At 73.1% G+C, this 18,683-nt stretch carries 18 protein-coding genes; 13 read left to right on the top strand and 5 right to left on the bottom strand.

Annotated elements, in window-relative coordinates:
- The first annotated feature begins 86 nt into the window (after positions 1-86).
- From OHB00_RS38210 to OHB00_RS38195, 4 genes are all read left to right on the top strand, one after another.
- Entirely contained in the window at positions 87-665 is a 579-nt protein-coding gene (locus OHB00_RS38210) for a carbonic anhydrase (protein WP_406441831.1), read from the top strand.
- 8 nt (positions 666-673) lie between these two features.
- A complete protein-coding gene (locus OHB00_RS38205) occupies positions 674-2,128 on the top strand; it encodes a SulP family inorganic anion transporter (protein ID WP_406441829.1) in 1,455 nt (484 codons plus the stop codon).
- Between the two features lie 144 nt (positions 2,129-2,272).
- Complete coding sequence (locus OHB00_RS38200; RefSeq protein ID WP_406441827.1) at positions 2,273-3,109, top strand: slipin family protein; 837 nt, start codon at positions 2,273-2,275, stop codon at positions 3,107-3,109.
- Positions 3,110-3,173: 64 nt separating this feature from the next.
- On the top strand, positions 3,174-4,028 hold the full coding sequence (locus OHB00_RS38195) for a polysaccharide deacetylase family protein (protein ID WP_406441825.1): 855 nt from the start codon (positions 3,174-3,176) through the stop codon (positions 4,026-4,028).
- Between the two features lie 84 nt (positions 4,029-4,112).
- Here the strand turns inward: OHB00_RS38195 and OHB00_RS38190 are convergent, their stop codons facing one another.
- Together OHB00_RS38190 and OHB00_RS38185 are read right to left on the bottom strand one after the other, a co-directional pair.
- Positions 4,113-4,784, bottom strand: coding sequence for an ABC transporter (locus OHB00_RS38190; protein WP_406441823.1), 672 nt, complete (start codon positions 4,782-4,784; stop codon positions 4,113-4,115).
- Positions 4,781-5,662 (bottom strand): ATP-binding cassette domain-containing protein, encoded by an 882-nt coding sequence (locus OHB00_RS38185; protein ID WP_406441822.1) that lies wholly within the window; start codon positions 5,660-5,662, stop codon positions 4,781-4,783. The genes OHB00_RS38190 and OHB00_RS38185 overlap by 4 nt, the downstream gene beginning before the upstream one ends.
- 130 nt (positions 5,663-5,792) lie before the next feature.
- Between OHB00_RS38185 and OHB00_RS38180 the strand changes: the two genes are divergently transcribed.
- The 6 genes from OHB00_RS38180 to OHB00_RS38155 all read left to right on the top strand — a co-directional run bounded on the left by OHB00_RS38180 (position 5,793) and on the right by OHB00_RS38155 (position 12,584).
- Positions 5,793-6,485, top strand: coding sequence for a peptidyl-tRNA hydrolase (locus OHB00_RS38180; protein ID WP_406441820.1), 693 nt, complete (start codon positions 5,793-5,795; stop codon positions 6,483-6,485).
- 106 nt (positions 6,486-6,591) lie between these two features.
- Positions 6,592-7,383, top strand: coding sequence for a DUF4142 domain-containing protein (locus tag OHB00_RS38175; protein WP_406441818.1), 792 nt, complete (start codon positions 6,592-6,594; stop codon positions 7,381-7,383).
- Between the two features lie 126 nt (positions 7,384-7,509).
- Positions 7,510-8,793 (top strand): DUF692 domain-containing protein, encoded by a 1,284-nt coding sequence (locus tag OHB00_RS38170; protein WP_406441816.1) that lies wholly within the window; start codon positions 7,510-7,512, stop codon positions 8,791-8,793.
- A 322-nt stretch (positions 8,794-9,115) separates the two neighbouring features.
- Positions 9,116-9,907: a DUF4142 domain-containing protein gene (locus OHB00_RS38165; protein WP_406441814.1), complete on the top strand. Its 792-nt coding sequence runs from the start codon at positions 9,116-9,118 to the stop codon at positions 9,905-9,907.
- Positions 9,908-10,003: 96 nt separating this feature from the next.
- Positions 10,004-10,783 carry a TIGR04222 domain-containing membrane protein gene (locus tag OHB00_RS38160; RefSeq protein ID WP_406441812.1) on the top strand — a complete coding sequence of 260 codons (780 nt, stop codon included), beginning with the start codon at positions 10,004-10,006 and terminating at the stop codon, positions 10,781-10,783.
- A 154-nt stretch (positions 10,784-10,937) separates the two neighbouring features.
- On the top strand, positions 10,938-12,584 hold the full coding sequence (locus OHB00_RS38155) for an alpha/beta hydrolase (RefSeq protein WP_406441810.1): 1,647 nt from the start codon (positions 10,938-10,940) through the stop codon (positions 12,582-12,584).
- Positions 12,585-12,590: 6 nt separating this feature from the next.
- Here OHB00_RS38155 and hemQ read toward each other — a convergent pair whose 3' ends face one another.
- The gene (gene hemQ / locus OHB00_RS38150; protein WP_406441809.1) at positions 12,591-13,322 is read right to left on the bottom strand and encodes a hydrogen peroxide-dependent heme synthase; all 732 of its coding nucleotides are present in this window, start codon (positions 13,320-13,322) and stop codon (positions 12,591-12,593) included.
- Positions 13,323-13,327: 5 nt separating this feature from the next.
- A complete protein-coding gene (gene hemG, locus OHB00_RS38145; RefSeq protein ID WP_406441807.1) occupies positions 13,328-14,860 on the bottom strand; it encodes a protoporphyrinogen oxidase in 1,533 nt (510 codons plus the stop codon).
- Positions 14,861-15,014: 154 nt separating this feature from the next.
- Here hemG and OHB00_RS38140 point away from each other — a divergent pair, with 154 nt between their 5' ends.
- Entirely contained in the window at positions 15,015-15,905 is an 891-nt protein-coding gene (locus OHB00_RS38140) for a DUF4349 domain-containing protein (RefSeq protein WP_406441805.1), read from the top strand.
- Positions 15,906-15,942: 37 nt separating this feature from the next.
- Positions 15,943-17,328 (top strand): FAD-dependent oxidoreductase, encoded by a 1,386-nt coding sequence (locus OHB00_RS38135; RefSeq protein ID WP_406441803.1) that lies wholly within the window; start codon positions 15,943-15,945, stop codon positions 17,326-17,328.
- Between the two features lie 103 nt (positions 17,329-17,431).
- Here OHB00_RS38135 and OHB00_RS38130 read toward each other — a convergent pair whose 3' ends face one another.
- Positions 17,432-17,734: a hypothetical protein gene (locus OHB00_RS38130; RefSeq protein WP_406441801.1), complete on the bottom strand. Its 303-nt coding sequence runs from the start codon at positions 17,732-17,734 to the stop codon at positions 17,432-17,434.
- Positions 17,735-17,855: 121 nt separating this feature from the next.
- On the opposite strand from OHB00_RS38130, the gene OHB00_RS38125 reads away from it, so the two are divergent.
- Entirely contained in the window at positions 17,856-18,680 is an 825-nt protein-coding gene (locus tag OHB00_RS38125; RefSeq protein ID WP_406441798.1) for a rhomboid family intramembrane serine protease, read from the top strand.
- Positions 18,681-18,683 lie beyond the last annotated feature (3 nt).

The raw sequence follows: 18,683 nt of genomic DNA, 5'->3' as shown, positions 1-18,683 counted from the left end.
GTCCCCCACCACCCCACACACATCCCCCCACCCCCGTCGTGCAAGCCCGACGCGCCGCTGTAGCGCGCCAGGAGGAGTCCACACACATGCAGCCCCTCATCGACAACGCCCGTACCTTCGGACAGCGCCCTGAGGAGTTCGCCAGGCTCGCCGAAGGCCAGTCCCCGCAGGTGCTCTTCATCACCTGCTCCGACTCCCGGGTCGTCCCGGCCCTGATCACCGGCGCCCGCCCGGGCGAGCTCTTCGAGCTGCGCACCGCGGGCAACATCGTCCCGCCGTACGCCTCGGCCCACCCCACCAGCGAGGCGGCCACCATCGAGTACGCCGTGGAGGTGCTCGGCGTCCGCGACATCGTCGTCTGCGGGCACTCGCACTGCGGTGCCGTCGGCGCCCTCGTGCGCGGCGACGACCTGACCGCCGTACCCGCCGTACGGGACTGGCTGGCCAGCGCCGAGCCGCGCCCGAGCGGGGCGGCCGAGGACCCGGCCGTCACCGAGGGCGTGCAGAACCACGTGCTCGCCCAGCTGCTGCGGCTGCGCTCGTACCCCTTCATCGACAGGAAGCTGGCGGAGGGCGAACTGACCCTGCGCGGCTGGTACTACGAGGTCCACACCGGTGCCGTGCGTGAACACCGCGGCGACACCGACACCTTCGAGGCCCTGTGAGCGCCGCGATGACCAAGTTCCCCTACATACGCCAGGACTTCGCCGCCTCCCTCGTCGTCTTCCTGGTCGCGCTCCCGCTCTGCGTGGGCGTGGCCGTGGCCTCCGGTGTCCCGGCCGAACTCGGCCTGGTCACCGGCATCGTGGGCGGTCTCGTCACCGGAATGCTGCGGGGCAGCAGCCTCCAGGTGTCGGGGCCGGCCGCCGGCCTGACCGTGCTCGTCTTCGAGGCGGTGCGGGAGTTCGGGCTGCCGCTGCTCGGGGTGATCGTGCTGGCCACCGGCGTCCTGCAGATCACCATGGGCGTCCTGAGGCTGGGGCGCTATTTCCGGGCCATCTCGGTCTCCGTGGTCGAGGGCATGCTGGCCGGAATCGGTCTGGTGCTGATCGCCGGCCAGCTGTACCCGGCGCTCGCCGCCAAGGCTCCCGAGTCGGGCCCCGGCAAGATAGCCGGGCTTCCCGGGGCGTTCCTGGACGCCCTCGGGGACGGCGGGGCGCTGGCCTCGCTCGCCCTCGGCGCGGGCACGATCGCGGTCCTGGTGCTGTGGAAGCACGCCCCGGCGAAGGCGCGGACGGTCCCCGGGCCGCTGGCCGCCGTCGGCCTCGCCACCCTGGCCGCGTTCCTCCTGAGCCTCCCGGTGGCCACCGTCGAGGTGCACGGGTTGCTGGAGTCCGTCCAGCCGCCACCGCTCGCCGCCTTCGGTGAACTGGCGAGTGCCGGGGTGATCGGCACGATCGTCGCGTTCACGCTGATCGCGTCCGCCGAGTCGCTGTTCAGCGCGGCGGCCGTGGACCGGCTGCACGACGGTCCGCGCACCGAGTACGACCGGGAACTGGTCGCCCAGGGCGCGGGCAACGCGCTCTGCGGGGCGCTCGGCGCGCTGCCGATGACCGCGGTGATCGTGCGCAGCGCCGCCAACGTCCAGGCGGGTGCCCGTACCAAGGCGTCCCGGGTGCTGCACGGCGTCTGGCTGCTGCTGTTCGCGGCGCTGCTGCCGGGAGTGCTGGGCTACATCCCGATCCCGGCGCTCGCCGGGATCCTGGTCCACTCGGGCGCCAAGCTGATCCCGGTGCGCGCGCTGGCCGTGCTGTGGCGTGAGCACCGGGGCGAGGCCCTCATCCTCGTCGTCACGGCGGTGTCGATCGTCGCGGTGAGCATGTTCGAGGGCGTGCTGATCGGGCTCGCCCTGTCGATCGTCAAGACGGCCTGGGAGGCCTCGCACCTCAAACTGGAGGTCGTCGACAAGGGCTCGGGGCCGATCGACGCCCACCTGTCGGGCAACGCGACCTTCCTGCGGCTGCCGAAGATCCTCGACGGCCTGGAGGCGCTGCCCCAGGACCGCCCGATCCGGGTGGACCTGTCCGGGCTGCACCACCTCGATCACGCCTGCCGGACCGCGCTGGAGAACTGGGCCGAACGGCACAGCGACGCGGGCACCGAGCCGGTGAAGGTCACGGCCGCCTGAACCGGCGGCCGCCCCGGGCCGGGATGCCGACGCCCCTCGGCACCCCGGCCCGGACCTGCTTCCCGGGGGCCGTGGCCCCGACCCTCCCACCGGGCATATCGTTGCAGCAACAGACAAATCGGACCTCTCTGTCTGGGGGTCGTGATGGTTCAGGAACTGCTGGTCGCGGTGGTGGCGGCGCTGTGCGCCGGCGCGCTGTACCTGGCCGCCGGCGCGCGAGTCGTCAAGCAGTACGAACACGGCGTGCTCTTCCGGCTCGGGCGGGTCGCCGGTGACGTACGGACACCCGGCTTCAATCTGGTGATCCCGTTCGTGGACCGGCTGTGCAAGGTCAACTTGCAGATCGTCACGCTGCCGATCCCCGCCCAGGAGGGCATCACCCGCGACAACGTCACCGTGCGGGTGGACGCGGTCGTCTACTTCCGGGTGGTCGACGCGGTGAGCGCGCTGGTCAAGGTCGAGGACTACAAGTTCGCCGTCTCGCAGATGGCCCAGACCTCGCTGCGTTCCATCATCGGCAAGAGCGACCTGGACGACCTGCTCTCCAACCGCGAGCAGCTCAACCAGGGCCTGGAGCTGATGATCGACAGCCCGGCCGTGGGCTGGGGCGTACAGGTGGACCGGGTCGAGATCAAGGACGTGTCCCTGCCGGACACCATGAAACGCTCGATGGCCCGCCAGGCCGAGGCCGACCGGGAGCGCCGGGCCCGGATCATCAACGCCGACGCCGAGCTCCAGGCCTCCAGGAAGCTGGCCGAGGCGGCCCAGCAGATGGCGGACACCCCGTCGGCCCTGCAACTGCGGCTGCTGCAGACGATCGTCGCGGTGGCCGCCGAGAAGAACTCCACGCTGGTGCTGCCGTTCCCCGTGGAGCTGCTGCGGTTCCTGGAGCGGGCCGGCGGGCCACCGCCGCCACCGAACGGTGACACCCCGGCCGGCATCACCGAGACCACCGTGCGGGGAGGGCCGCCGCCCGGGTGATCCGGCGCCGTACCGCCCGCCGCGCCACCCCGGAAAATCGGACATACCGACCTACGTTCATACGGTGATCCGACTAGCACGCCGTCTGACCGGTACGACCGCCCTATGCGTCGCCCTGGGCGCCGCGCTCGCCGCCTGTGGCACCACCGAGGCCCCCCACCCCGGCCCCCCGGCCCCCGCCAGGCCCTCCTCCTCCGCCACCCCGCCGCCCACGCTCACCCCCGGCCCCGGCGGCGCGGCACCCGTCTTCATGAACGGCCCGCGCACCCTGGGCAAGACCGTCGCCTTCACCTTCGATGCCGACATGACCGCCGACCAGGGGCCGCGCGCGGCGGCGGGCGAGCACTTCGACAACCCGGCGCTGATCGCGACCCTGCGCAGGCTGAAGGTGCCGGCCACGATCTTCATGACCGGCCGGTGGGCCGACGAGTACCCGGCCCAGGCCCGCTCCCTCGGCCGCGACCCGCAGTTCGAGGTCGCCAACCACTCCTACAGCCACTACGCGTTCACCGGCGACTGCTACGGCCTGCCGACCGTCGCCGCCGCCGACATGAAGTCGGACGTGGAGCGCGCCTACTCCGCGCTGCTGCGCGCCGGGGTACCGCACCCGATGCCCTACTTCCGCTTCCCCGGCGGTTGTTACGACAAGCAGGCGCTGCGCGCGGTCGGCGCGCTCGGGGTCACCGCGGTGCAGTGGGACGTGGTGAGCGGGGACGCGTTCGCCACGGACGCCGACGCGGTGGCCAAGCAGGTGCTGGACGGGGTGAAGCCCGGTTCCGTGGTGGTCATGCACTGCACCCGCAGCGCCGCGCCGACCACCGAGCAGGTGGTCCGGACCGTCGTACCGGAACTGCGCAAGCGGGGCTTCCGGTTCGTGAAGGTGTCCGAGCTGATCGGTCAGACGCCCGGGCACCGGTGACCGTCCTGATCCCCGATTAAGAGGACGCTCCGCTCGAACGAAGTGGAGAGTGGGGGGAGACAGGGAGCGCAGCGGACCGCCTGTTCAGGATGAGCGGCGGCCGTTGAGGGCGCAGGCCGTGGTGAAGGCCGCGGCGGTGAGCAGGGCCGCCGCGGCCAGGGGCAGCGGTGACACCGGGATCCGGCCGGACTCCGAGCCGGTGACCAGGCCGCTGACCGCCGCGTGCGCCGGGGAGCCCCCGACCACCATGGCGAGCAGCGCGGCCAGCAGCATCGTGGGCACCGCCCGGCCCGGCGAGCGCAGCAGCGGCCGGTTGGTGAGTGCGCCGACGGCGCTGCCGAGCAGCGCGCAGGCGAGGGTGGCGAGGAGACCGGCGGCTCCGGCCCGGACGGGTGACACGGGGAACCGGTGGTCGTTGGTGGCATGCTGGCTGATCACCGTCACGACCAGGGTGGCCACCGTCCCGAGCAGGGCCGCGGCCGTGAGGGCGGTGAGCAGGGCGGCCAGGTGGGCCCTGGCCGGACCGCGCGCCGCGCTGACACAGGCGCGGGCGGCCGCCGGTTCGCCCGTGACACAGATCCGTACCAGCCAGGCGGCCACCGGAAGCAGCGCGGCGGCCGTGTAGCCGAGCGAGTCCAGCACCGGCTGACCGCTCTGCACGCCCACGCCCAGGAACACCGCGTAAAGGATCACCGGGGGCAGCCAGCGCTGGGAGCGCAGGAGGAGAGCGGTCTGGTAGCGCAGGAGTGCGGTCATGGGCGGTCTTTCTCGTCCGGTGGGACGTCCGAGGGCTCCGAGGGGCTGACGGAGACCACGTGCCAGGGCGGTTGGGCCGTGAGGAGGGCACGCAGGACCACGTCCGAGTGGGACGCGGGAACCGTAAGACGGTAGGTGCCGGGGGTCGGTTCCTCGGCCGAGGCCGCCGTACGGGTGGCGTCGGCGGGCAGCCGGCCGCCGGCCGGGCCCCGGACGGTGACCACGGTGAGCGGACCGATGGGTGAAGCCGCCTGCGCGGTCCGGGGGTTGAGGGTGCCGTCGACGACCTGGTGGATCGTGGCGGGCGCGCCCGCCAGCCGCCGGGGATCGTGGTCGACGAACACCACGGCGCCGCCGGCGGCGGTCCGCTCGGCGACGGCCCGCTCCAGCTCGGCGCGGGCCTCGGCGTCCAGACCGGTCCAGGCCTCGTCCAGGACGAGGAGCTGGGGGTCGGCGAGGAGCGCCTGGGCGACCGCGACCTTCTGGCTGGTGCCCTTGGAGAGCTGGGCCATGGGCGTGGCCGCGTAGGCGGCGGCGCCGAACCGCTCCAGCCAGTTCGCTGCGCGGGCGGCGGCCGACCGGCGGGAGAGGCCGTGGACGGTGCCGAGATGGGTGAGGTAGCCGGAGGGGGTGAAGGGGAGAGCCGAGGGGAAGCGCTCGGGTACGTACGCGGTGCGGGGGCGGCCGGTGATCCGGCCCTCGGTGGGAGTGTCGATGCCGGCGACGAGGCGGAGCAGGGTGGACTTGCCGGTGCCGTTGGCTCCTTCCACGCGGGTGAGGGAGCCAGGGGTGATGGTGAGGTCGACGCCTCTTAACACCCAGGGGCCGCGTATGCCGTAGCGGCGGCCTACGCGGGCCAGTTCAAGATCACGGTGCATGAGGACATTGTCGTGCGGAATCGGGTGGTGGGTTGCGGAGCTGTGCGGGCTGCGGGCCGGTGGGGGCTGTTCGCGCCCACGCGGCGGAGCCGCAGAACGGGCACAGCCCCGCGCCCCTTAGGGTGTTCATGTGAGCGCTCCTTTCCAGGTCTCGGCGAACAGCCGTGACGAAGCACCCCAGTTTGTGCTGCCCCTTGTCGTGCGGATAGAGAAGTCGGCTCCACCTGCCCGGACCGACGCCCTTGAGACGGCCGCTCGGGCTGTCCTGACCATGCTCAGTGATGAGCGGGCACTGGGGGACGGCGAGTGGGCGCAGGCCGTTCGGGACTGGGAGGACGCTCGGATCCGGAAGGTCGTGCGGCGGGCTCGGGGGGCCGAGTGGCGGCGGGCCGGGGAGTTGCCCGGGATCACCCTCACGGGGAAGTCGGCCGAGGTACGGGTGTTTCCGCCGGTTCCCCTGGACGGGTGGCCCAGGGAGCTGGCCAAGTTGCAGGTGTCCGGGACCGAGTTGGACGATCCGGAACCGCCCGTGGGTGCCGACCGGTCCGCGCCCGTGCTCTGGCTGAACCCGGAGCTGGAGATGTCGGCGGGGAAGGCGATGGCGCAGGCCGGGCACGGGGCCCAACTGGCCTGGTGGGCGCTGTCGCAGGAGGAGCGGGAGGCATGGCGCGAGGCCGGCTTCCCGCTCGCCGTGCGGAGCGCCGATCCGGACGAGTGGCGTGAACTGACGGGCAGCGGGCTGCCGTTGGTGCGGGACGCCGGGTTCACCGAGATCGCGCCGGGCAGCTGCACGGTCGTCGCGGACCATCCCGCACTGCGTTGACCTGCTGATTTTTAACCAACCTGACGAACTTTGCCGTTTGTTTGAACACCGTTGCCCTGCCACCCGTACGTCCTGGCACTGAACCAGCGACACGGGGAGGCATCCCTTGCGGCGTTTCAACGGTACGGCCCTGATAGTGGCGGCCCTCGCCGCCACCCTCGGCGCGCTCGCCTATCCCGTGTGGTCGTACGCCGACCGCTCCGGCACCGGGCAGGCGAACGTGGCGGCGGGGACCGTGGCCACCCAGTGGGGCCCGCTGACCGCCGCCGACCGGGATCTGATCGTGCGGGTGCGGCTGGCCGGGCTGTGGGAGCTGCCGGCCGGGCAGCAGGCGGTCGAACGGGCGCCGAGCTCGGCGATCAAGGAGGCCGGCGACCATCTCATCGTCGGCCACTCCGACCTCGACAGGCGGGTCCGGATCGTCGCGGGGCAGCTGGGCGTCGAGCTGCCCAACGTGCCGAACGAGCAGCAGCAGGGCTGGCTCCAGGAGATGTCGGCGGCGACCGGCGCGGAGTACGAGTACAAGTTCGTGAACCTGCTGCGGGCCGCGCACGGCAAGATCTTCCCGGCGATCGGTGCGGTGCGGAACTCCACCCGCAACAGTCTGGTGCGGCAGCTGGCCTCCGACACCAACCAGACCGTGCTCGACCACATCACGATCCTGGAGAAGACCGGCAAGGTCGACTTCGAGGCCATCGCCAACGAGGTCGCCGACTCGACCTCGGCCAGCCCGACCGGTCCCGCGGTGCCGGCCCCGGGGGTGGTGGTGCCCTCCGCGCCGGCCGCGCAGGCCAGCGGCAACGTGCGCACCACGTCCCGGCCCTCCCCCGGCGCGCCGGGCACGGTGAACACCGCGCGCCCGGACCCGGTGGACTCCCTGGGCGTGCTCGGCGGATAGCCGGCCCCACAGCTCCCCGGGGCGCGGGCGCGAACCTCAAATGTTGCTCTGAAGCGGCAGGCAACGCGGTTCGCGGACGCGCCCCGGGGCCATACCCCCGTCATTCGGAGCAGGAGGGGGACGACCATGACCTTGGAGCGGCTGGGGACGGGCATCGGCTGGCGGCCGGAGATCGCGGACGCCGTGGAGCGCATGCCGGGGATCGACTGGGTCGAGGTCGTGGCCGAGAACACCTGTCCGGGCCACCTCCCCGAGTCGCTGCGGCGGCTGCGCGAGCGCGGGGTCACCGTGGTACCGCACGGCGTCTCGCTGGGCCTCGGCGGCGCGGACCGTCCGGACGAGGACCGGCTCACCGCGCTCGCCGAGCGGGTGGCGGCGCTGGGCTCGCCGCTGGTCACCGAGCACATCGCGTTCGTCCGCGCGGGCGGCCCGCGCACGGCGTCGCCCGTCCTGGAAGCGGGCCACCTGCTCCCGGTCCCCCGCACCCGGGACGCCCTGGACGTGCTCTGCGAGAACATCCGCATCGCCCAGGCCGCGCTGCCCGTGCCGCTCGCCGTCGAGAACATCGCCGCGCTCATCTCGTGGCCGGGCGAGGAGATGACCGAGGGGCAGTTCCTGTACGACCTCGCCGACCGCACCGGGGTACGGCTGCTGATCGACGTGGCCAACCTGCACACCAACCACGTCAACCGGCGGGAGGACCCGGCCAAGGCCCTCTCCGAACTCCCCGTCGAGGCGATCGCCTACGTCCATGTCGCGGGCGGCTTCGAGCGGGACGGCGTCTGGCACGACAGCCACGCCCATCCGGTGCCCCCGGCGGTCCTGGACATCCTTACCGGCCTGGCGTCCCGGGTCGCGCCGCCGGGGGTGCTGCTGGAGCGTGACGAGAACTTCCCGGAACCGGCCGAGCTGGAGCGGGAGGTGGCGGCGATCCGGGCGGCGGTCGCGGCGGGCAGTGCGGCGGGCGGCGGCCAGTGGGAGCCCTCGCCGGCGGCTACCACGACCGCGGTGCCCGAGGCGACCCGGCAGCGGGTCGGGCTCGCGCAGACCGCGGTGCTGTCGTCGCTGGTCGCGGGGACACCGGTGCCGGAGGGGTTCGACCGGGTGCGGATGGGGGTGCAGGCGCGGGCGCTGGCGGCGAAACGGGCGGACGTGGTGGCGAAGGTGGCGCCGGAACTGCCGGAGATTCTGGGGGCGGGGTACCGGGCGGCGTTCCTGGCGTATGCGCAGGAGCGGCCGATGGCGGGGGGTTACCGGCGGGACGCGCTGGAGTTCGCGGCGGCGCTGCTGCGGGCGGGGCGGCCGGGAGGCGGGGCCTCGCGTCGGCGGCTGGAGCGGTGGTGGCTGGAGCGGGCGGGGGCGGCACCTCGGCGGTCGCCGGCGCGGAGGGTGCTGCTGCGGCGGGGTTAGCGGCGGAGCCGGGGGGACGCTCACCGGCGCTGGAAGGGGTCCCCCCAGCCCTCGGCCGGGGCCCCCAGCGCCCACCCGTGCCGCCCTGCGGCACGCCTGCCCGCAGCTGTGGAGCTGACGCGAGCTGAAGCGCCCCGTCAGGGGCGCGGGGCTGTGTTCATATGCGGCTCCGCCGCGCGGGCGCGACCAGCCCCCACCGGCCCGCGGCCGACACACGGCCCCGCACCGCGCTGCCACGTCCGTCACACACCACGGCCACTTTCCGCACCCGTCGGTAATATGCCAACCCCGCACCCAACCGGCGTGCGGTGCTGGAGGCACTATGCGACCCCGACCACCCGTTCAGGGACGAGGCATATTCAGCGGTACCGGGCTGATCATCGTCTGTCTCGCGGCGACCCTCGCCGCCCTGGTGTTCCCGATCTGGTCGTACGCCGACCGTTCCGACCCCACCGGCTCGGTGACCGTGCTCAGCGCCCGGACCGTGTCGACGGCGTACGGCCCGCTGTCCGCGCAGGACCGGGACTTCATCGTCAAGGTCCGCCTCGCCGGGCTCTGGGAGCTGCCGGCCGGGGAGATGGCGGAGCAGAAGGGCACCACGGCGGCCGTACGGACGGCCGGGCAGCACCTCGTCGACGGGCACATCTCCCTCGACGCCCACGTCCGCACCGTCGCCACCCAGCTCGGCGTGCCGATCCCGAACTCGCCGAACACCCAGCAGCAGCAGTGGCTCGCCACGCTGAGCGCCGCGCAGGGGCAGGACTTCGACCGGGAGTTCGCGAACATCGTGCGGCTGGCCCACGGCCGGGTCTTCTCCCTGGTCGCCCAGGTACGCGCCGCCACCCAGAACACCCTGGTCCGCGATCTCGCCGACGACGCCAACAGCACCGTCCTGGACCACATCAAGGTCCTGGAGGCGACGGGCTACGTCGACTTCGCCACGCTGGCCCAGCAGTTGGCGACCACGCCCGCCCCCGTGGCCTCACCGCCCGTCGTCGCCCCGGCGGACGCGACCCCGGTCGCGCCGGGGCCGGCATCGGCCCCGTCGCCGTCCTCGACGTACTCGCTGCCGCCCGCCACCGCCAGCCCGGAGCCGACCTCCCAGACCCCCTGACCTGCACGGGAAGCGGAACGTCACATACCGACAACACTCGGTCCGGAATGTGAACAGGGCATGGCGGTGGCCAGGCCCCTGGCATAGAAACATGTCATGTTCTGGGTCCTTCTCCTGCTCCTGGCCTGGGCCGTCGCCGGCACCGCCTGCACCCGGCTGTGCCTGGCCGCCGTACGGACGGCGGCCGCCGACGCGGCCGCGGGCCGAGGGCACGATCTGACGCTGTACGAGGCCGCGTTCCTGTCCGGCGGGCCGGCGCGGGTCGCCGATCTGACGCTGGTGTCCATGGCCCGGCAGCGGCGGCTGCTGCTCGCCCACACCGGCTGGGCGACCGTCGTGGACCCGCGCGGGCGCGACGAGATGGAGCGGTCGGTGATAGGGGCCATCGGGCCCGAGGGGCAGTCGCGGATAGCGCCGGTGCGCTCGGCGGCGGCCGACACGGACGCCGTGCGCAGTCTCGGTGAGGGACTGGTGCGGGCGGGCCTGGCGGTACCCGACGCGGCGGCGCGGACGACGGTCGCCTCCGGTGTCCGCCAGGTCCGGGCCGCCGCGCTGGCGGTCTTCGGGCTCGGCGTCGTCGCGCTCACGCTGCCCGCTCCGACCGAGATGCCGCGCGACCTGGTCGCCGTCTGGTTCGCGCTGCCCCTCACCCTGACGCTGAGCTGTCTGGCCATCGCCCGGGTCGAGGTGCACCCGTACTCGCGCTGGGCCTCCCCGGCCGGACAGCGGCTGCTGGGCGTGCTGCACCGGCGGGCGAACCGGGCGGCCGACGACCAGTCGCTGCTGGCCTCCGTCGCCGTACGCGGCATCCGCGCGATCGGCGAACCGGAGCTGCGTGCGGCCTTCGCACACCGGGACCAACCCCCGCGGGAGTGAGCGGGGGCGCATCGGGGGCATTGCGCCGACACCGGCCCGGTGGTGCTTGCCTTCACCGACGACCGGTCGAAACATCCCTTTTATTGCTGCCGTGCAGTCGCTGCGGTGCCGTTGCCGCCACGCCACCGCAGCCGTTGCACCGAAGGGATACGCCATGAGAGCCCCCGCCCTGTACTCGGCAGCCGGGTCCCTGATCCTGACCACCCTGGCCGCCGCCCCGGCCGGGAGCGCACCCCGCGTCCCGGACGCGGCGGCGGCCGAACTGCGCGGCACCGCCGTGGCCGCCGCGCGGGCGCGCGCGGCGGGCATCGACTTCGGCCGGTGCGCCACCGACCTGGAGGCGCCGGCCGGCTTCCGGTGCGGCACGGTGAGCGTTCCGCTGGACTACGCGCACCCGGACGGCAAGCAGATCAGGCTGACCGTCAGCCGGGTGGCCGCCACCCACAAGGACCCGCACAACAGCAAGCGCAAGGTGCCCCGGCAGGGCGTCCTGGTCTACAACCCGGGCGGCCCCGGCGCCTCCGGGATGCTCTTCCCGATGATCGGTGTGCTGCCCGAGTGGAAGCGCATCGCCGCCGCCTACGACCTGGTCGGCTACGCACCGCGTGGCGTCGACCGCTCCGCACCGCTGTCCTGCGTCGACCCCAAGCACTTCTTCAAGGCGCCGTCGCAGGCGCCGACGCACCCCTCCGAGTCGTACAAGAAGGCACGGATCAAGGAGGCGAAGGCGTACGCGCGGGGCTGCCTCAAGCGCTCGGGGAGCAGGCTCCGCCACTACACCTCGCTCAACAACGCCCGTGACCTGGACGTGCTGCGCGCGGCGCTCGGCGAGAACCGGCTGACCTTCATGGGCGCCTCGTACGGCACCTACTTCGGCGCGCTGTACGCGACCCTCTTCCCCTCGCACGTACGGCGGATGGTGCTGGACTCCGCGGTGAACCCGGACCCGGAGCGGATCTGGTACCGGGACAACCTGGAGCAGTCGGCCGCGTTCGAGGGCCGCTGGGCGGACTTCCGGGAGTGGATCGCCGAGCACGACGACGTGTACGGGCTCGGCGGCACGGCCGCGAAGGTGCAGGCGAGTTACGACAAGGCCGTCAGGCGGCTGACCAAGAAGGCGGCCGGCGGGAAGGTCGGGCCGGGGCAGTTGCAGGGCGCGTTCCTGTCGGCCGGGTACTACGACGACTTCTGGCCGAGCCGCGCGGACGCGCTGTCGAGGTTCCTGAGGGGAGACGCCAAGCCGCTGGTCCGGCTGGCGGCGCCGGCGGCGGAGTCGGCCGCCGAGGCGGAGAACGGCAACGCGGTCTACACGGCCGTCGAGTGCAACGACGCGCCCTGGCCGACGAAGTGGAAGACCTGGGACCGGGACAACACCCGGCTGGCGCGCGTGGCGCCCTTCGAGACCTGGGACAACGCCTTCATGAACCTGCCGTGCGCCTACTGGCCGGTGCCCCGGCAGCAGGCCCTCGACGTGCGGACGGGCCCCGGTGAGCTGCCGCCGACGCTCATCCTCCAGGCCGAGCGGGACGCGGCCACGCCGTACGCGGGCGCGCTGGAGATGAACCGGCGCCTGGCCGACTCGGTGCTGGTGACCGAGCGGGACGCGGGCACGCACGGCATCGGCGGCGGCCCCAACAAGTGCGTGAACGGCTACCTGGAGGCCTACCTGCTGGAAGGCAGGCTCCCGAAGCGGCGCGCCTCCTGCGCGGGGCACCCGGAGCCGAAGCCGGCGGCGCCGGCCGACCACACCCGGCGGAAGAACCTGCGGGACTCCCTGAAGGGCAAGGCCGACCAGCGCTGACGACCGTCAGGCGAGGCCCGCGACCAGCTCCGCGATGTCCTTGCGGCGCCCCGTGTAGAACGGGACCTCCTCGCGGACGTGGCGGCGGGCCTCGGAGCCGCGCAGGTGGCGCATGAGGTCGACGATGCGGTACAGCTCGTCGGCCTCGAAGGCCAGCACCCACTCGTAGTCGCCGAGCGAGAACGAGGCGACCGTGTTGGCGCGCACGTCCGGGTAGCCGCGGGCCATCTTGCCGTGGTCGGCGAGCATCCGGCGGCGGTCCTCGTCGGGCAGCAGGTACCACTCGTAGGACCGCACGAACGGGTACACGCTGACGTAGTTGCGCGGGGTCTCGTCGGCGAGGAACGCCGGGATGTGCGAGCGGTTGAACTCGGCGGGGCGGTGCAGCGCCATGTTCGACCAGACCGGCTCCAGGGCGCGGCCCAGCCTGGTGCGGCGGAAGAGGTTGTACGCCTCCTGGAGCTGGTCGCTGGTCTCGGCGTGCCACCAGATCATCAGGTCGGCGTCGGCGCGCAGCCCGGAGACGTCATAGGTGCCGCGGACGGTCACGTCCTTGGCGGCGAGCTGGTCGAACAGCTCCTGGACCTCGTCGGCGTAGCCCGCGCGGTCCTCGGGCAGCACGTCCTTCAGCTTGAAGACGGACCACAGGGTGTAGCGGATGACCTCGTTGAGGTCCCTGGCCAGCTTGCCCTTGTTCGGGATCCTGCCGGACTCGGTGGTGGGGGCGTCGTCACTCATGGTCCCTATTCTCCCGCTCCGCCGTGCAGACTCTGCACCGGGTTGGCCGTCAGCTCCGCGACACCGCTGAGGTCGCCCGCCAGCTGGTCGACCGCCGCGTACGCGCTCGCGACGCAGGCGGGGATGCCCACCCCGTCGTACTGCGCCCCGCACACCGCGAGGCCGGGGAGCTTGGCGACGTGCTCGCGGACGCGGGCCACGCGCGCGTGGTGACCGACCGGGTACTGGGGCAGGCCGTCGGTCCAGCGGGTGACGCGGGTGGCGACGGGGGCCGCGTCGAGACCGGTGGCCGCGCGCAGGTCGCGCCGGGACAGCTCCACGAGGTCGGCGTCCTCACGGCCGAGTACCGCGGTCTCGCCGTACCGGCCGACCGAGGTGCGCAGGACGACGACGTCCGGGTCTTCCTCGGCGATCCAGCCCCACTTCTGGGAGGCGAAGGTGGAGGCCTTGATGGTGCGGCCGTCGACGGGCGGGACGAGGAAGCCGCTGCCCTCGGGAAGGGCGAGGCCGACGCGGCGGTAGGCGAGGGTGATCAGGGCCATCGAGGCGTACTCGACGGCGGCCAGCTCGGCCGCGGCGGCGGGGGCCTCGGCGCGCAGCAGCCCCGCGGCGACGGGCGCGGGGACGGCGACGATCACGGCGTCCGCGTGCAGCACCCGGTCACCGGCGACGACCCGCCAGACGGTGCGCGCGTCGGCGGCGGCCGGCGAGGGGCCGGGTCCGCCGGTCCGGGAGCCGTCACGGGCGGCTGCGTCCGCGCGGTCGGCCGGCACCCTGCGCAGTTCCGTCACGGGTGCGCCGGTGACGATCTCGCCGCCGCGGGCCCGGACCGACTCGGCCACCGCGAGGGGCAGGGTGCCGACGCCGCCCTCGATGCCCATGAAGACCGGTCCGGTCTGCTGGTCGGCCGCCGCCTTGGCCTGGATCTCGCGGACGGCCTCGGTGAGCGAGGTGTGGGTCCTGGCGGCCTGGTAGAGCTGCGGGACCGCCGAGCGCAGCGAGATGCGGTAGGCGTCGCCCGCGTAGACCCCGCCGAGCAGGGGCTCGACCAGCCGGTCGACGACCTCGCGGCCCAGCCGGGCGGCCACGTACTCCCCCACCGCCACGTCGTCGCCGATCTCGGTGCGGGGCAGGTCGGCGTCGCGCTCGATACGGGCGAGGCCCTCCTGGGAGAGCACCCCGGACAGTGCGGCGGCGGTGCCGGGGACGCCCATGACATGGCCCTTGGGCATGGGGCGCAGGGCATCCCGGGTCCAGATCGAGGCGGTGGCGGTGGCCGGCGGCTGCAGCCGGCCGGCGAGGCCCGCCTCGCGCGCGAGGGCGACCGCCTCGGGCCGGCGGGCCAGCATCGACTCGGCGCCCAGGTCGACGCGCACGCCCGCGAGCTCGCCGGGCAGCAGCTTGCCGCCGACTCTCCCCGAGGCCTCCAGCACGGTCACGCGCGCGCCGCGCTGCAGCAGCCGGTGTGCCGCGGCCAGCCCCGCGATCCCGGCTCCGATGACGACGACCCGACCCGTGCCCGTACCCGTTGCGCTCATGCCCTCACTCTCTCAGACCTCACTGACACTCCCGCCGGGGCCCGGTGACCCCTACGCGTCCGGACCGTGACCGCATCGGGACCGTCGCCGGCAAACGTCCGGCCCCGCCCCGGCGTCGAAGGAGCGTCAGTCATCACGACCCTCGGGGGGAACCATGCGCCATCCCGTACGACCCGCCTTCGCCGGCCTCCTGCTCGCCGCCGCCCTCGTCCTCACCGGCTGCGGTGCGAGCGACACCTCCGACGGCGGCTCCGCCAGCGACGCGAAGGCCGGCGCGAACGGCGCGGCGCAGGAGGCGGCGGGCTCGGCGGGCGCCAAGGACAGCGGCAGCGGGGTCACCAGGACGGCACCCGACCTCACCGCGAACCGGATCATCCGCACCGCCTCCCTCACCGTGCAGGTCAAGGACGTCCCCAAGGCCCTCGACTCGGCCCGCAGCACGGCCGAGGACGCCGGCGGCTACGTCGGCAACGAGACCACCAGCCGGGACTCGGAGGGCCGCGAACACACCCGCGTGGTCCTGCGGGTCCCCACCGAGAAGTACGACGCGGTGCTCACCGGCCTCCAGGGGGCGGGCAAGCTGATCGACCGCACCGCGAAGGCGCAGGACGTCACCGACCAGGTGGTCGACGTGGACAGCCGGATCAGGTCGCAGCGGGCCAGCGTGGCCCGGGTCCGCGAGCTGATGGACCGGGCGGCCAAGCTCAGTGACGTGGTCACCCTGGAAGGGGAGTTGAGCAGCCGGGAGGCCGACCTGGAGGCACTGCTCGCCCAGCAGGCGTCCCTGAAGGACCGCACCAGCATGGCCACGATCACGCTTTCCCTCACGCAGACGCCCGTCGCGAAGACCACGAAGGACGACAGCCCGGGGTTCGTGGACGCCCTGTCCGGCGGCTGGCACGTCTTCGTCACCATGCTGCGCTGGATCGCCCTGGCCGTGGGCGCGGCCCTGCCGTTCGCGGCCCTGGCGGCCGCACTCGCGCTGCTGTGGTGGAAGCTCGCCCGTCGGCGCCGTGCCGCCACCCGGCCCGGCAGTGAGACCTGAGCGAGCCCGAAATGACCGCGCCCCGTAGCGTGTTCGCATGAGCATGAACGGTGGGCGCGAACGACTGGTGGTGATCGGCGGTGACGCCGCGGGCATGTCCGCGGCGTCCCAGGCACGCCGGCTGCGGGGACCGGACGAACTGGAGATCGTGGCCTTCGAGCGCGGCCACTTCACCTCCTACTCGGCGTGCGGGATCCCGTACTGGATCGGAGGGGCCGTCGACGAACGGGACCAGCTGGTCGCCCGTTCGCCCGAGGAGCACCGCGCCCGCGCGATCGACCTCCGGATGCGCACCGAGGTCACGGAGATCGACGTGGCCGGGAAGCGGGTACGCGCGCGTGACGTCGATTCCGGCGCCGAGTCCTGGACGTCGTACGACAAACTCGTCATCGGGACCGGCGCCCGCCCGATCCGGCCCGACATGCCCGGCGGGGACGCACCCGGGGTGCACGGGGTGCAGACCCTGGACGACGGCCAGGCCCTCCTCGACACGCTGGCACACACGCGTGGCCGCCGTGCCGTGGTGGTGGGCGCCGGTTACATCGGCGTCGAGATGGCCGAGGCACTGATCAACCGGGGCTACGAGGTGACGGTCGTCAACCGCGGCAGCGAGCCGATGTCCACGCTCGACCCCGACATGGGCCGCCAGGTGCACGAGGCCATGGAGGGCCTTGGCATCACCATGGTGAACGACACCGAGGTCACCAAGCTGCTCACCGGCCAGGACGGCAGGGTGCGCGCGGTGGCCACGGAGGACGCCGAGTACCCGGCGGACGTGGTGGTCCTGGGCATCGGCGTCCGCCCGGAGACCGGCCTGGCCCAGGCGGCGGGCCTGCCCGTCGGCCGCCACGGCGGCCTGCTGACCGATCTCGCGATGCGGGTGCGCGGTCACGAGGACATCTGGGCCGGCGGCGACTGCGTGGAGGTCCTGAACCTGGTCTCGGGCCAGGAGCAGTACATCCCGCTGGGCACCCACGCCAACAAGCACGGCCAGGTCATCGGCACCAACGTGGGGGGCGGCTACGCCACGTTCCCGGGGGTGGTCGGCACGGCGGTGAGCAAGGTCTGCGACCTGGAGATCGCCCGCACCGGCCTGCGCGAGAAGGACGCCCTCCGGGTGGGCCTCCGGTTCGAGACGGTCACCATAGAGTCCACGAGCCGCGCCGGCTACTACCCCGGCGCCGACCCCATGACGGTCAAGATGATCGCGGAACGCCGCACGGGCCGCCTCCTCGGCGTCCAGATCGTCGGCCGCGAGGGCGCGGGCAAACGCGTCGACATCGCGGCGGTCGCCCTCACGGCGAACATGACGGTGGAACAGATGACAGCCCTGGACCTGGGCTACGCACCACCGTTCTCACCGGTGTGGGACCCCGTCCTGGTCGCGGCGAGGAAAGCAGCAGCAAAGGTGCGAACTTCCTGAGATACGCCAGGGGCGCCTACCTAAGGGGCGCGCGGCGTAGCCGATCTGCGGCTCCGCCGCGGGGCGCGACCAGCCACAGCGCATCCGCGCCCCGCAACGGCGATCAAGCCGTCCCGCTGATCCTCGGCAACGAAGTGACCCCGGCCCCTCCCGGCGCAGCCGCGGCGGCAGGCTGCTCGGCCCCCTGCCGCGCATGCGCCGCCGCCGGCCGCGTCGACCGCAGCCGGTTGCTCACCGCCTCGTCCAGCGTCACCGGCCGCTGCATCTGCGCGGCGAGCCGCCCCGCCTCCTGACCGAGCCGTGCCACGTCCTCCCAGGGAAGCCGTACGACCAGGGAGAGTTCCGCCTCACCGTCGGGGAGCGCCTGCATGGGAGGGAATGCCTGAGGAGTAACCCGCTCGTTCATCGCCTGTTCCTCACGTCGCCTGAACCTCACGTCGGTCGCAAGGACATACGCACGCGCGCGTGCCGGCGTTCACCGGGACTCCCCGCGCATCGAGCGCCCCCTGCCTGGGCACTAGTCAGCTGTGGTCATCCCCGTTCATGACGTGAACCCGGTGCGTCGCACGCCGTACGTGACGTACGCGCTGATCGCCGCGAACGTACTCGTCTTCCTCTTCATGCCCGGCATAGCCGGCTCCGTGGCCGGCGGCAGCGACCTGGCGCAGCTGTGTCATCTGCAGGCGTTCATGGACCATTACGCTGCGGTCCCCCGGGAGCTGATCCACCATCAGATGCCGCAGGTGGTCCCGACCGGCCAGGTGGGCATCGGCCGGAACGGCCCCGGCTGCGTGGTCGGCGCGCCCGGCTACCACAAGTCGCCGGCGCTGTCGGTGTTCACGGCGATGTTCCTGCACGGCAGCTGGCTGCACCTGCTGGGCAACATGCTGTTCCTGCTGATCTTCGGCAACAACGTCGAGGACCGGATGGGCCACATCCGTTTCTTCCTCTTCTACGTCTTCTGCGGCTACGCGGCCGGCTACGGCTTCGCGCTCCTCAACGCCTCGTCGGGCGACCCGCTGATCGGCGCGTCCGGCGCGATCGCCGGGGTCCTGGGCGCGTACCTGGTCCTCTACCCGAGGGCCAGGGTCTGGGTACTCGTCCCGTTCCTGGTCTTCCTGCCGTTGCGGCTGCCGGCCTGGCTGGTGCTGGGCTTCTGGTTCGTGCTCCAGGCCGTCTACTCGTCCGGTGAGGGCGTCTCCGACGCCGGGACCGTGGCGTACGCGGCACACATCGTCGGCTTCCTGGTGGGCATGGTGCTCGCCTGGCCGCTCAAACCGGGCACACCCCCGCCGCCGGAGCCGCGCGGCCTGCTGTTCGGCAGGCGGGCCCGGCCCCGGCACGGCTGGTAGCAG

Origin of the sequence: Streptomyces sp. NBC_00631 (assembly GCF_045206895.1) — a bacterium.
Classification (GTDB): Bacteria; Actinomycetota; Actinomycetes; order Streptomycetales; family Streptomycetaceae; genus Streptomyces.
Note: the sequence above shows the minus strand (reverse complement) of the source record. Positions and strands in the feature narration are given on the sequence as shown.

What these genes read in the sequence shown, in the direction of transcription:
- OHB00_RS38210 (WP_406441831.1), top strand. Translation starts at nt 87, where the DNA reads ATGCAGCCCCTCATCGACAACGCCCGTACCTTCGGACAGCGCCCTGAG.
- OHB00_RS38205 (WP_406441829.1), top strand. Translation starts at nt 674, where the DNA reads ATGACCAAGTTCCCCTACATACGCCAGGACTTCGCCGCCTCCCTCGTC.
- OHB00_RS38200 (WP_406441827.1), top strand. Translation starts at nt 2,273, where the DNA reads ATGGTTCAGGAACTGCTGGTCGCGGTGGTGGCGGCGCTGTGCGCCGGC.
- OHB00_RS38190 (WP_406441823.1), bottom strand. Translation starts at nt 4,784, where the DNA reads ATGACCGCACTCCTGCGCTACCAGACCGCTCTCCTCCTGCGCTCCCAG.
- OHB00_RS38185 (WP_406441822.1), bottom strand. Translation starts at nt 5,662, where the DNA reads ATGCACCGTGATCTTGAACTGGCCCGCGTAGGCCGCCGCTACGGCATA.
- OHB00_RS38170 (WP_406441816.1), top strand. Translation starts at nt 7,510, where the DNA reads ATGACCTTGGAGCGGCTGGGGACGGGCATCGGCTGGCGGCCGGAGATC.
- OHB00_RS38165 (WP_406441814.1), top strand. Translation starts at nt 9,116, where the DNA reads ATGCGACCCCGACCACCCGTTCAGGGACGAGGCATATTCAGCGGTACC.
- OHB00_RS38160 (WP_406441812.1), top strand. Translation starts at nt 10,004, where the DNA reads ATGTTCTGGGTCCTTCTCCTGCTCCTGGCCTGGGCCGTCGCCGGCACC.
- OHB00_RS38155 (WP_406441810.1), top strand. Translation starts at nt 10,938, where the DNA reads ATGAGAGCCCCCGCCCTGTACTCGGCAGCCGGGTCCCTGATCCTGACC.
- hemQ (WP_406441809.1), bottom strand. Translation starts at nt 13,322, where the DNA reads ATGAGTGACGACGCCCCCACCACCGAGTCCGGCAGGATCCCGAACAAG.
- hemG (WP_406441807.1), bottom strand. Translation starts at nt 14,860, where the DNA reads ATGAGCGCAACGGGTACGGGCACGGGTCGGGTCGTCGTCATCGGAGCC.
- OHB00_RS38140 (WP_406441805.1), top strand. Translation starts at nt 15,015, where the DNA reads ATGCGCCATCCCGTACGACCCGCCTTCGCCGGCCTCCTGCTCGCCGCC.
- OHB00_RS38135 (WP_406441803.1), top strand. Translation starts at nt 15,943, where the DNA reads ATGAGCATGAACGGTGGGCGCGAACGACTGGTGGTGATCGGCGGTGAC.
- OHB00_RS38130 (WP_406441801.1), bottom strand. Translation starts at nt 17,734, where the DNA reads ATGAACGAGCGGGTTACTCCTCAGGCATTCCCTCCCATGCAGGCGCTC.